At 65.9% G+C, this 12,457-nt stretch carries 11 protein-coding genes; 7 read left to right on the top strand and 4 right to left on the bottom strand.

Going from position 1 to position 12,457, the window contains the following annotated elements; genetic code table 11:
• Window positions 1-4: 4 nt before the first annotated feature.
• Both BVG12_RS19455 and BVG12_RS19450 read right to left on the bottom strand, forming a co-directional pair.
• The gene (locus BVG12_RS19455) at window positions 5-1,612 is read right to left on the bottom strand and encodes a carboxyl transferase domain-containing protein (protein ID WP_075793840.1); all 1,608 of its coding nucleotides are present in this window, start codon (window positions 1,610-1,612) and stop codon (window positions 5-7) included.
• A 40-nt stretch (window positions 1,613-1,652) separates the two neighbouring features.
• Complete coding sequence (locus BVG12_RS19450; RefSeq protein ID WP_370662810.1) at window positions 1,653-2,045, bottom strand: YchJ family protein; 393 nt, start codon at window positions 2,043-2,045, stop codon at window positions 1,653-1,655.
• 325 nt (window positions 2,046-2,370) lie between these two features.
• On the opposite strand from BVG12_RS19450, the gene BVG12_RS19445 reads away from it, so the two are divergent.
• Window positions 2,371-2,700 (top strand): hypothetical protein, encoded by a 330-nt coding sequence (locus BVG12_RS19445; protein ID WP_075793838.1) that lies wholly within the window; start codon window positions 2,371-2,373, stop codon window positions 2,698-2,700.
• 49 nt (window positions 2,701-2,749) lie between these two features.
• Here the strand turns inward: BVG12_RS19445 and BVG12_RS19440 are convergent, their stop codons facing one another.
• Together BVG12_RS19440 and BVG12_RS19435 are read right to left on the bottom strand one after the other, a co-directional pair.
• Complete coding sequence (locus BVG12_RS19440) at window positions 2,750-3,991, bottom strand: D-amino acid dehydrogenase (protein WP_075793837.1); 1,242 nt, start codon at window positions 3,989-3,991, stop codon at window positions 2,750-2,752.
• Window positions 3,992-4,090: 99 nt separating this feature from the next.
• A complete protein-coding gene (locus BVG12_RS19435) occupies window positions 4,091-5,380 on the bottom strand; it encodes a serine hydrolase domain-containing protein (protein WP_083685764.1) in 1,290 nt (429 codons plus the stop codon).
• Window positions 5,381-5,562: 182 nt separating this feature from the next.
• Here BVG12_RS19435 and murQ point away from each other — a divergent pair, with 182 nt between their 5' ends.
• The 6 genes from murQ (at window position 5,563) to BVG12_RS19405 (ending at window position 12,446) form a co-directional block, all read left to right on the top strand.
• Window positions 5,563-6,444 (top strand): N-acetylmuramic acid 6-phosphate etherase, encoded by an 882-nt coding sequence (gene murQ / locus BVG12_RS19430; protein ID WP_075793836.1) that lies wholly within the window; start codon window positions 5,563-5,565, stop codon window positions 6,442-6,444.
• Window positions 6,445-6,493: 49 nt separating this feature from the next.
• Window positions 6,494-7,771: an MFS transporter gene (locus tag BVG12_RS19425; RefSeq protein ID WP_075793835.1), complete on the top strand. Its 1,278-nt coding sequence runs from the start codon at window positions 6,494-6,496 to the stop codon at window positions 7,769-7,771.
• Window positions 7,768-8,904 carry an acyltransferase family protein gene (locus BVG12_RS19420; RefSeq protein ID WP_075793834.1) on the top strand — a complete coding sequence of 379 codons (1,137 nt, stop codon included), beginning with the start codon at window positions 7,768-7,770 and terminating at the stop codon, window positions 8,902-8,904. Before BVG12_RS19425 ends, BVG12_RS19420 begins: the two co-directional genes overlap by 4 nt.
• A gap of 9 nt (window positions 8,905-8,913) precedes the next feature.
• The gene (locus BVG12_RS19415; RefSeq protein WP_075793833.1) at window positions 8,914-10,515 is read left to right on the top strand and encodes a glycoside hydrolase family 10-like protein; all 1,602 of its coding nucleotides are present in this window, start codon (window positions 8,914-8,916) and stop codon (window positions 10,513-10,515) included.
• A gap of 84 nt (window positions 10,516-10,599) precedes the next feature.
• Window positions 10,600-11,556 carry an N-acetylglucosamine kinase gene (locus BVG12_RS19410; protein WP_075796460.1) on the top strand — a complete coding sequence of 319 codons (957 nt, stop codon included), beginning with the start codon at window positions 10,600-10,602 and terminating at the stop codon, window positions 11,554-11,556.
• Window positions 11,553-12,446 (top strand): N-acetylmuramoyl-L-alanine amidase, encoded by an 894-nt coding sequence (locus BVG12_RS19405; RefSeq protein WP_075793832.1) that lies wholly within the window; start codon window positions 11,553-11,555, stop codon window positions 12,444-12,446. The genes BVG12_RS19410 and BVG12_RS19405 overlap by 4 nt, the downstream gene beginning before the upstream one ends.
• Window positions 12,447-12,457 lie beyond the last annotated feature (11 nt).

The raw sequence follows: 12,457 nt of genomic DNA, 5'->3' as shown, positions 1-12,457 counted from the left end.
CTCCTCACATGCGGAACACGCCGAACTTCGTGTCCTCGATCGGCGCGTTCAGCGCGGCCGAGAGGCCCAGTCCCAGCACCATGCGCGTGTCGGCGGGGTCGATCACGCCGTCGTCCCACAGGCGCGCGGTGGCGTAATACGGGTGGCCCTGGTGTTCGTACTGGTCCTTGATCGGCTGCTTGAACGCGGCTTCTTCATCAAGCGTCCACTGGCCGCCTTTCGCTTCGATGCCGTCGCGCTTGACGGTCGCCAGCACCGACGCCGCCTGGTCGCCGCCCATCACGGAGATCCGCGCGTTCGGCCACATCCACAGGAAGCGCGGCGAGAAGGCGCGGCCGCACATGCCGTAGTTGCCGGCACCAAAACTGCCGCCGATGATCACGGTGAACTTCGGGACCGACGCCGTCGCGACCGCGGTCACCATCTTGGCACCGTTGCGGGCGATGCCTTCGTTTTCGTACTTGCGGCCGACCATGAAGCCGGTGATGTTCTGCAGGAAGACAAGCGGGATTTTACGTTGGCAGCACAGCTCGATGAAGTGCGTGCCTTTCAATGCCGATTCCGAGAACAGGATGCCGTTGTTCGCGATGATCCCGACCTTCATGCCGAAGATGTGGGCGAAGCCGCAGACGAGCGTCGTGCCGTATCTCGCCTTGAATTCGTCGAACTCGCTACCGTCGACGATACGCGCGATGACTTCGCGCACGTCGAACGGCTTGCGGGTGTCGACCGGGATGATGCCGTACAGTTCCTCCGGCGCGTATTTCGGCTCTTGCGCCTCACGCAACGCGCCCTGTTGGGGTTTCACCCGGTTCAGGTTCGACACGATCGTGCGCGCCAGCGCCAGCGCGTGCGTGTCGTTCTGCGCCAGGTGATCGGCGACGCCGGAGAGTCTCGTGTGCACGTCGCCGCCGCCCAGGTCTTCGGCCGTGACCACTTCGCCCGTCGCCGCTTTGACCAGCGGCGGGCCGCCCAGGAAGATCGTGCCTTGCTCCTTGACGATGATGGATTCGTCGCTCATCGCCGGCACGTACGCGCCGCCGGCCGTGCAGGAGCCCATCACGACGGCGATCTGCGGGATGCCTTTCGACGACAGGTTCGCCTGGTTATAAAAGATGCGGCCGAAGTGGTCGCGGTCGGGGAACACGTCGTCCTGGTTCGGCAGGTTCGCGCCACCGGAATCCACGAGATAGATGCAGGGCAGGTTGTTCTGCTCGGCGATCTCCTGCGCGCGCAAATGTTTTTTGACCGTCATCGGGTAATACGTGCCGCCCTTGACGGTGGCGTCGTTACAGACGATCACGCATTCCTGGCCGCTTACCCTGCCGATGCCCGTGATGATGCCGGCGCTCGGGGCGGCATCGTCGTACATCGCGTAGGCGGCCATCTGCGAGAATTCGAGGAATGGGGTGCCCGGATCGAGCAGCATCTGCACGCGGTCGCGCGGCAGCAGCTTGCCGCGCGCGACGTGCTTGGCACATGCGGCCTCGCCGCCCCCCTTGGCGATCTGCGCCACCTTGGCGCGCAAGTCGTCGACGAGGGTTTGCATGGCGGCGGCGTTGGCTTTGAAGTCTTCGCTGCGTGGGTTGAGTTTCGTGTCGATCTGGGGCATCGGATCCTGTCTCCTGCTGGTCGCGGCTTGTGGCGCGGTTTTATTCAGGGAAACTGCCGTCCACATAGAACCATCGCATCTTGCCACCCACGGCCGGGTCCGGCTCGCGCAGGAACCGGCTGACTTCATGCAACCGGTGGGCGCGGCCGTGAACCCGGAAGCGGGCGACGAATTCGACGGTGTCCTCGTTGGGATTGTCCGGCAGGTCTGCTTTACGTTGACGTAAACGTAAAGCAGATTTTATCTCAAGTCCGAGCCACTGAACCTTCTGATTTTGGTCGATGATCGGTTCCGTGGGCCGGGTGCTCGGGTGCCAGGTGGCGCGCAAGTAAGCCTCGTCCCGCATCACGAAGGCGGTGTAGCGGGATCGCATCAACACTTCGGCCGTCGGCGGCAGTTCCGCGCCGGCGATGAAGGGGCCGCAGCAACGCATGATCGACGGTCCGCCGCAAGGACAGGGAAGAGGCTTCGCAGGAGTAGACATGGCGGCAATTATCCGCCATTTCCCGCGCCAGGGTGAGCGGGACTGCCATGCGGGATAACGGAAGATGGGCGGGCGTTAGTGCATCTGTGCAGATCTTTTGCCGAAAATAAATGAATTGCCCATTAAATGGGCGGAGAAATTTTTTGTATTTTCGTGCCTGCGGCATCTTTTCCTTGCTCTTGCGTCGAAAAGTGATGCAAGAATGGCACAAACGAGTTTTCAGATTATCTACAATGTCATATTTACAATATATCGAACGCTGAAGGAGCCTGTCATGTTCCCAATCCGCAGGATGATCTTCGCTGCCGTGCTGTTGAACGCGGCGGCCACGGCCGTGGCGGCCGAAGTCACGGTCGACAAAGACCCGCCCAAGCGTGCGCAGGCGCAGTTTTTCGAACGTGTTCAGGCGGGCGATCTGGCCGATGCCATCGCGCGGCGTGGGGAGCCGGTCGAGGTCAAGCCGGGGCAATACCATTTGCGCGTGCCCTGCGACAGCATGAAGCCGGGCAGCTTCGTCGACATCATGGTTACCATTGACGACCACAGCAAGACGCGGTTGCGGCTGGAGGAGTGTGGGGTGCAGGTCGACAGCCGGCCGGACTAGATGCCGAAGCAATTTCCTAAAACCGGGGTCTGACCCCGAATTGTCGACTTCAGGCCAGCGTCAACCCATCCAACCCAAACGGCGGCGCCTTCCCCCGCATCAAATCGGCCAGCAGACTCGCCGTGCCGCACGCAAACGTGAACCCGAGCGGCCCGTGCCCCACGTTCAGCCACAGATTGGCATACGGCGTGGCGCCGATGATGGGGACGCTGTTCGGCGTTGCCGGACGCAGGCCCGCCCAGGGCGTGATCTGTGTGTAGTCGGCCGCGCGCGGCATCGTTTCTTTCACCTGGCGCGTAAGGCTGTCCAGCCGCTTCGGATTCAGGCTCAGGTCTTCGCCCACCATGTCGACCATCGCCGCCACGCGCAGCTTGTCGCCGATGCGCGCATACAGCACTTTCCGTTCGAAGTCGGTGACGCTGATCTCGGGCGCGACGTCGTCCTGGCGGATCGGAGCCGTCAGGCTGTAGCCTTTCAACGGGTAGATCGGCAGGGCGATGTCGACCGTTTCCGCCAATGCGCGGCTTTGCATGCCGGCCGCGAGGACATAGGCGTCGGCCGCAAGCAGTCCGTTTGAGGTCTGCACACCGACGACCCTGCCGCGACCCGTGACGAAGCGCCGCGCTTCGCCATGGATAAAACCGTCGAAGCGCGGATGCGCGGCGAGGCGTCCGGCCAGCGCCACGCAGAAGGCGTAGCAGTCGGCCACCGCCTCGCCGCCGTTGTAGATGCCGCCCGCGAGCTTGTCTTCCATCGCGGCCAGCGCCGGTTCGCGCGCGACGCATTCGGCCGCGGTCCACACCTGCCGCGTGCCGCCCGCGTCCGGTTTTGCCGTCGCCGCGTCGAATGCCGCACGCGTCCGGTAGACGACCAGCTTGCCCGCATCGCGCCACTGGAATGCGTCCAGAGGAACGGCCGGCTCCAGCGACGCCATCGCGCGGCGCGACAGTTCGCCCAGTTCCAGCAGTTTATGGGTGGTCTTGCGATTCAGGTCGGCGCGGCAGTTGGCGAGGAAGGCGGCCAGCCAGCGCCACTGGTGCGCATCGAACTGCGGCCGAAAGCGCAGCGGGCCGTGTTCCTGGAACAGCCATTTCAATGCCTTCAATGGCACGCCCGCGTCCGCCAGCGGCGACACATAGCGGTAGCTCAGCTGCCCGCCATTGCTGTAGCTCGTCCCGGTGCCCACGCCCGGTGCACGTTCCACCAGCGTGACCCGGTAGCCGGCTTCGACCAGCCACCAGGCCGAGGTCAGGCCGACCACGCCGCCGCCGATGACGATTACTTGTTGCATCCGAGCCCGCTATAGAACATTGACATGCGAAGAAGCTTAGGGGCTGGTCCTGCGCTCGGCCAATGAATGTAGCGCGGCAGGGCATAACCGGTGTTCATGTTATGCACTGTTGTTGGGCAGGATGGCGCCCCGGTACAGTGCGGTCAGGATGCGTTCCTGGAAACGCGCCAGCGGCGAATATTTGCCCTTGTTGGCCGGCCCAAACGGATCCGTCGATGTGCCGCCCACCAGCACGACCATCCCGTTTTGACGTGCCGGATCGAACACGAACACGGACATCAGCCCATACGCGTCGCCCAGGTGACCTACGGCCGGAAAGCCGCCGCCGTCGGCCACGCGCGTGCCCGGCGCGTCCGGGAACTGCTCGTTGCCGAGGCCCCAGCAGCGGAACAGGCCATCCGACGTGTCGCCGTTGCGGCCATCGTACGTCCATTGGCGGCTGAACATGAGGTCCAGCGTCGCAGGTTTCAACAGGCGGGGACCATGCCCCATCAGCATGCGCATCACGACGCCCATGTCGCGCGCGCTGATGCGCAGGCCGCCCGTCGGACTGAACGGCGTGGCGTTCGTGCCGATGACGTAACGGTCGATGGCGGGCGGCGGCTTGACGCTGTAGTCGTCGGCCTGGGCGATCCAGGGCCCGTTCGGATCCCATACCTCCGTGTCGACCGTGCGCTTGCGGTACAGCGTCGCCAGGTTCGACAGGGCCGCAGGCGGCAATTCCGCCGGGAGATAGCCGGCCCGCAGGCCCAGCGGCTCGATCAGCAGGCGCCGCATCAGGCGGTCGAACCGTTCGCCGGAGACGCGTTCCATCACGGTGCCAATCACGCCCCAGCCGAGGTTGCAGTAGGTGAAGTAGGCGCCCGGACCCGCGTTCGCCGCGAACATCTTTTCGTCGATCACGTCCTTCAGCGCGACGTCCGCGCCCCATGAATAGCCGGCGTCGTCGCGCAGCGAGGACGTATGCGTGAGCAGGTGGCGCAGCGTGATGGCCTGGTCGGGATAATGCGGATTGCGCAAGGTAAAACCGAGGTAGCCGGAGACGTCGGCGTCGAGGTTCACGTGGCCGTCTTCATATAAACGCAGCAGGCCGAGCGTCGTCATCATCTTCGAAATCGACGCGATCCTGAACAGCGTATCGGGCCCGACCGGCTTGTCCGGCAAGCCGTCGTGCCCGATGAACCGCCGGCCGCACTGGTACATATAGCTGATCTGGCCGGCACGGATTGCCAGCACCGACAGGCTCGCCAACTCGCAGGCCGGATCCGCGGCGATGGCGGCAAGCTCGGCGTCCAGGGCGGTGCCACGGCGACGCGACGGCGCCGCCAGCAGCGGTCCGGTGGCGCCCAGCAAGGCCACGCCCAGCAACAAACGTCTGCATTTGTTCATCGTCATCCCCGTGTGATGGTCATGCAGGCGAGAATACGGACTCGGCCCGCGCCGGGCAAATGCATGGACGTCACGCCCGCATAACTTTTCGGAATGACAACGCCCGATCCTTTCATGACAGGCCCGGCGGCATTGGGATTACACTGGTCAGGTCCATACCTCCGAGTCGCACACAGACAGCGATGCTGAACACCGAAACCCCCGCCCCGCAACACGCCTCCCTCGATCAATATCCCACCGCCGAGCTGGTGGGGGTGCTCGTCGACGACCAGTTCAAGGCCGTCGACGCCGTGCGCGCCGCCGCGCCGCGCATCGCCGCGGCCGTCACCGCCGCGCTGCCGAGGATGGAGAAGGGCGGCCGGCTCGTGTATGTGGGCGCCGGGACGTCGGGCCGGTTGGGCGTGCTGGACAGCGTCGAGCTGTACCCGACGTTTTCCTGGCCGCACGAGCGCGCCGTGGCGCTGCTGGCGGGCGGAACGGAGGCGATGTTCGTTGCCGTCGAAGGCGCCGAGGACGACGTGGACCAGGGCGCGGCCGATATCCGCAATGCGCACGTGGGCCCGGACGACGTCGTGCTGGCCATCGCCGCGTCGGGCGCGACGCCGTACGTGCTGGGCGCCCTGCGCGCCGCGCGCGCGGCCGGGGCGCTGACGATCGGTTTTGCGAATAATCCGGATGCGCCCGTCGCGGGCGAGGCCGAGATCGGCATCACCCTGGACACAGGCCCGGAAGCCATCTCCGGCAGCACGCGATTAAAAGCGGGCACGTCGCAGAAGATCGCGCTGAACACCTTTTCCAGCGCACTGATGGTGCGTTTGAACAAGGTTTATGGCAACCTGATGGTAGACTTGAAGGCGACCAACGCCAAGCTGGTCCGCCGCGCCATCCGCCTGACGTCGTTCGCGACCGGGGCCGGCGAAGAGGCGGCCGAGGCGGTGCTGGCGCAGTGCGACTTCCACGTCAAGGTTGCGATCGTGGCCTTGTCCAAGAACATCCCTGTCGAGCAGGCGCGTGCCCTGCTGGAGAGCGCGCGCGGCAGCGTGCGCGCCGCCCTGGCCGGCTGACGCGGCGCGGGCGCTCCGGTACCGCCCGCCGGCCCGACGACGAAAGAACATGCAGACTACGCAATCCAAGAACCCGTGGCTGTGGGTGCCCTCGTTGTATTTCGGCCAGGCCATTCCCTACATCGTCGCCAACAGCCTGTCCGTCATCATGTACAAGGACATGGGGCTGTCCAACACCGACATCGCGTTTTATACGAGCCTGCTGTACCTGCCGTGGGTGATCAAGCCGCTGTGGTCGCCCGTGGTCGACCTGTTCGGCACCAAGCGCGGCTGGACCGTGTCACTGCAACTGGTGCTGGCCGCCGCGCTGGGGGCCGTCGGGGCGACGCTGCACCTGCCCACCTTCTTCATGATCAGCCTGGGCGTCATGTGGATCATGGCGTTCGCCTCCGCCACGCACGACATTTCCGCCGACGGCTTTTATATGCTGGGCCTGCGCCAGCAACAGCAGGCCGCGTTCGTCGGCGTGCGCTCGACGTTTTATCGGCTGGCGACCCTGGCCGCGCAGGGGCCGCTCGTGATCCTGGCCGGCCATCTCTCGAAGTCGCTGGACGACGTGCACCAGGCCTGGGCCATTGTCTTCTTCGTGCTGTGCGGGCTGTTCTTCGCGCTCTGCGCCTGGCACCAGGCCGTGCTGCCGCGCCCCGACGTCGACCACCGGGCGACCGACGGCAAGGACGGAATAAATAAGCCGCTCGCCAGCTTTTTCGCCACCTTCGCCAGCTTCTTCCGCAAGCGCGACATCTGGCTGATCCTCGGTTTTATTCTGACGTTCCGCCTGGGCGAATCGCAGCTATTAAAACTCGTCGCGCCGTTCTTGAAAGACCCGGTCAGTGCGGGCGGCCTGGGTCTCACGACCGAGCAGTACGGCACGGCCTACGGCACCATCGGCATCATCGCGCTGACCATCGGCGGCCTGTTCGGCGGCTGGCTGATTTCGCGCCTGGGACTGAAACGCTGCCTGTGGCTGATGGTGGCCGCCGTGCACTTGCCCGACCTCGTGTTCGTGTACCTGTCGTCGGTGCAGCCGCAGAATTTCGGCGTCATCTGCGGCTTCCTCGCGATCGAGCAGTTCGGCTACGGCTTCGGTTTTACTGCCATGTTGATGTTCATGATCATGGTCTCGGAAGGGCCGTACAAGACGGCCCACTACGCGATCTGCACGGGCCTGATGGCGCTGGGAATGATGGTGCCGGGCATGTGGAGCGGCAAGCTGCAGGAGATGATCGGCTACCAGCACTTCTTCGTCTGGACGTGCCTGGCGACCATTCCCGCGTTCGCGATGGCGGCGCTGGTGAAAATCGATCCGGAGTTCGCGAAGAAGTGAACGGTCAACGCCTCGTGTCGCTCGACGCCTTCCGCGGTTTTACGATTGCCGCGATGGTGCTGGTGAATAATCCGGGCGACTGGGGCCATTTGTACGGGCCGCTGGAACACGCCAAGTGGAACGGCTGGACGTTTACCGACTGCATCTTCCCATTCTTCCTGTTCATCGCCGGCGTGGCGATGGCCTTGTCGCTGGGACGCCTGGCCGCCGCCGGCGCCGACAGGCCGCGGCTCCTTGCCAAGCTGGCCAGGCGCGCGCTGCTGATCTTCCTGATCGGCTTCCTGCTGAACTTCATGCCGTATTTCAATATCGAAAACGTGCGCATCCCCGGCGTGCTGCAGCGGATCGCACTGTGCACCCTGCTCGCCGCGCCCATCGTCGTGTATTGCGGCTGGCGCGCGCAACTGGCCGTCATTGCGGGGCTGCTGGCGCTGTACAGCGTGCTGATGCTGTATGTGCCCGTGCCGGGCATCGGCGCCGGCGTCTTGGCCCCCGGCCAGGACGTCGGCGCGTGGGTCGACCGTTCTTTGCTCGGCAAGCATTTGTGGGTGCAAGCCAAGACGTGGGATCCGGAAGGCATCGTGTCGACGTTGCCCGCGCTGTGCAGCCAATTGTTCGGTGTACTGGCCGGGCGCTGGCTCGCGTCCGGTGTGCAGCGCAGCCGGCAGGTCGCGGGATTGATCGCCGCCGGCATCGCGTGCATCGCGATTGGTGCGATTCTCGATATCATCCTCATGCCGATCAATAAAAGCCTGTGGACGCCGTCGTACTGCTTCCTCATGACGGGCCTGGCCTGCCTGGCATTTTCCGCGTTCTACTGGCTGCTCGACGCGAGCCCGTCCGCGCGCATACGGTCGCTGGCGGCGCGCTGGACTCTTCCGTTCGTCATCTACGGCATGAACGCACTGTTCATCTTTGCGTTTTCCGGATTTATCGCGAAAATGCTGGGCTATGTAAAATTCGCCCGGCCGGACGGCAGCCTGCGGTCGCTGGGCCAGGCGCTGTATGCGCCGATCGCCGCGCTGCCGGTCGGTGCCGTCAATACGTCGCTGCTGCATGCCGTGTTGTTCGATGCGTGCATGTTCCTGATCGCGTGGGGCATGTGGCGCAAACGATGGTTCGTAAAAGTCTAGGAGTTGGTGTTGCAACCTGATCAGAAACGACGCGCATTCGCGTTCGCGGGAGTCGCCGGTGCGCTGGCGATGGGCGGCCTCATGTCGGGCTGCGGTACGACGCCCCCGCTGGCGGCCAACGTGCCCGCCGGCGACGAGCCGCCGCCCGCGCCGCGCGAATTCCGTGCCGCCTGGGTGTCGACGGTCGCCAACATCGACTGGCCGAGCAAGCCGAACCTCCCCGCCGAGAAGCAGCAGGCCGAAGCCATCGCCATCCTCGACCGCGCCAAGGCGCTGAACCTGAACGCCATCGTGCTGCAGGTGCGCCCGGCCGCGGACGCGATTTATCCCTCGAAGCTGGAACCGTGGTCGGAATACCTGACGGGCTTGCAAGGCCAGGCGCCGCAGCCGTGGTACGACCCGCTGAAATTCTGGGTCATGCAGGCGCACGCGCGCGGGCTCGAGCTGCACGCGTGGTTCAACCCGTACCGTGCGCGCCACAACGGCGCCCGTTCCCCGGCCGCCGCGAACCACATCACGCGCACGAATCCGGCCGCCGTCAAAACCTATGGCAAATACCTGTGGATGGACCCGGGCGAGGATGCCGCCGTCAAGCAGACGCTGGACGTGGTGCTGGATGTCGTGCGCCGCTACGACATCGACGGCGTGCACATCGACGATTATTTTTATCCCTACCCGATCGAAGCGCCCGTGATGACGGGCGCGGAAGGCGCCGCGCTGGAAGGCCGCACCGCGAAGACCGAGCTGGATTTTCCGGACGAGCCGTCGTGGCAGCGCTACGTGGCCGGCGGCGGGCGGCTCGATCGCGCGTCGTGGCGGCGCCAGAACGTCAACCGCCTGATCGAGGCGCTGTACGAGGGCATCCACCGCGAAAAGAGCTGGGTGCGCTTCGGCATCAGCCCGTTCGGCCTGGGCCGTCCGGACCGCCGTCCGCCCGGCATCGTCGGTTTTTCGCAGTACGACAAGCTGTATGCGGACGCCGAGACGTGGCTGCAGAACGGCTGGCTCGATTATTTTTCGCCGCAGCTGTACTGGGGCATCCGCCAGCCGGGCCAGGCCTACGACGTGCTGCTCGATTACTGGCTGACCCAGAACGCGAAGGGCCGCCACGTGTGGCCGGGCCTGTTCACGAGCCGCATCGGCGCGCCCACCAAGGATTATCCGCCGCAGGAAATCCTCGACCAGATCGACCACACGCGCGCGCGCCCGAACGCGAACGGCCATGTGCACTTCAGCATGGCGCCGCTGATGGAAAACCGCAAGGGCATCAGCGACCAGCTGCGCACCGTGTCCTATCCCGGTCCCGCGCTCGTGCCCGCGACGCCGTGGCTCGGCAACGAGGGGCCCGGCGCGCCGTCCGTCGCCGCCGTGCGCAAGGGGCCGTCCGTCTACCTCAAGCTCGCGGCCGGAAAAGCCAACGCGATGTACGCGATCTGGTCGCGCTTCGGCAACCAGTGGCGCTTCGCCGTGGCGCCGGCGTCGCGCGTGGACTGGGCCGTGCCGGACGATGCGAAGCTGGGCGTCGCCGACGCGATCGTCGTCAGCGCCGTCGACCGCCTGGGCAACGAGAGCCCGCGCGTCGAGGCGTGGCGCAAACCGCTGGCGGCGTGATGCAGGCATAACCTTGGCTCATGCATTGCACGCGAGCATTCATTCGCATCAGGCCGGCCTGACGGCGTACACTGGCGGATGATCATGATCGATTCGCAACCCGAACCTATAACGCCGAGTCCGGCATCCTGCCTGGGACTCGGCATCGACGCCGGCGGCACCGAGACGCGCTGGGCCCTTGCCGCGCCTGGCGGCGCCATCGTCGCCGAAGGCCGCGTCGCGGGCTTGTCCGCCCTGCAAATGGGCACGCCGCAAGGCCGCGATGCCGTCCGCGCCACCTTCGCGCAACTGGCCACCGATGCCCTCGTGCACGGCACGCCGGCGCGCGTGGAAGCCGGCCTGACGGGCTTCGGCGGCGACAGCGAACTGCTGCAGCGCTGGCTGGCCGAGGAACTGCATCTCGACCCGCAAGCCATCCACTTCTGCAGCGACATGGAGATCGCCTACCGCGCCAGCTTCGCGCCGGGCGAAGGCTATCTCGTGTATGCCGGCACCGGTTCCATCGGCGCTTTCGTCGACGCGCACGGCCAGTTCCACCGTGCCGGCGGACGCGGCGTCGTGCTGGACGATGGCGGCGGCGGCTTCTGGATCGCGAAGGAAGCGCTGCGCCACATCTGGCGCATCGAGGACGAGCGGCCCGGCAGCTGGGAACGATCGCCGCTGGCGCAGGCCGTGTTCGACTACGTCGGCGGCGCCGACTGGGCATATTCCCGCCAGTTCATCTATGGCCAGGAACGGGGCGCCGTCGGCAAGCTGGCGCTCGTGGTGGCCGCGTCCGCCGAGCGCGATCCGGCCGCAGCAAGCATCCTGCGCGCCGCCGGCCGCGAACTCGCGCGCCTGGCGCTGGCGCTGACGGGGCGCTTCGGACCGCGTCCCGTGGCCGTGTCCGGGCGGGCGGCGGAACTGCATCCACTCATCGTCGACACGATGGGAGCAAGCATGCCCGGTATTTCCCTGGTCCAGGCTCCCGGCCAGGCCCATCACGCGGCGGCGCGCATGGCGCTCGCTTCCGATCCACCCCATTTCATCACATCGACATGAAGACCCTCGTCGCGACCCTGCTTCTTGCCCTGCTGGCCGGCTGCGCCACGCCGCCCCCGACCGGACCGCAATACGACCACACGTACACGGCCCGGGGCCAGAGCAGCCGCGTGCGCTTCCTCGTGCTGCACTACACCGTCAGCAACCGCGCGGATTCGATCAAGATCCTGACCCAGCAGGAAGTCAGCGCGCACTACCTCGTCACGGACGACCCCGTCCCCGTCATCTACAACCTCGTCGACGAGAAGAACGCGGCCTGGCATGCCGGGAATTCGAGCTGGAAGAATTTCACGCAGCTGAACAACAGCTCGATCGGCATCGAGATCGTCAACCCGGGCTGGAAGGATACGCCCACCGGCCGCGTCTACGCGCCGTTCCCGCAAGCGCAGATCGACGCGCTGATCCCGCTCGTGCGCGACATCGTCACGCGCCACCACATCGCGCCGGAAAACGTGCTGGGCCACTCCGACATCGCCCCGCTGCGCAAGCAGGACCCGGGCCCGATGTTCCCGTGGCCGCAGCTGGCCGCCGCCGGCCTCGTCGCGTGGCCGGATGCGAGCCGTGTCGCCATGCTGGTGCCGATCTTCCAGGTCCAGCTGCCGGACATCGCGTGGTACCAGAAGAAGCTGGCGACGTGGGGCTATGGCCTCGTCCAGTCCGGTAACCTGGACGAGCAGACGCGCACCGTGCTGTCCGCGTTCCAGATGAAATATCGCCCGGCGAATATCGACGGCATGCCGGACGTCGAGACGGCCGCGCTGCTGGAAGCGCTGACGAACCCGACCGGCCCGCTGCCGCAGCCGCAGCCGGCGCCGGTGACGACGTCGCCTGTCATCATTCCGGGCGAGACGCCGGTGCCGCCTGCACCGCCGGTGCCTGTCCAGCAGTGACGACGCGCCGG

Origin of the sequence: Massilia putida, assembly GCF_001941825.1 — a bacterium.
GTDB lineage: Bacteria > Pseudomonadota > Gammaproteobacteria > Burkholderiales > Burkholderiaceae_D > Telluria > Telluria putida.
Note: the sequence above shows the minus strand (reverse complement) of the source record. Positions and strands in the feature narration are given on the sequence as shown.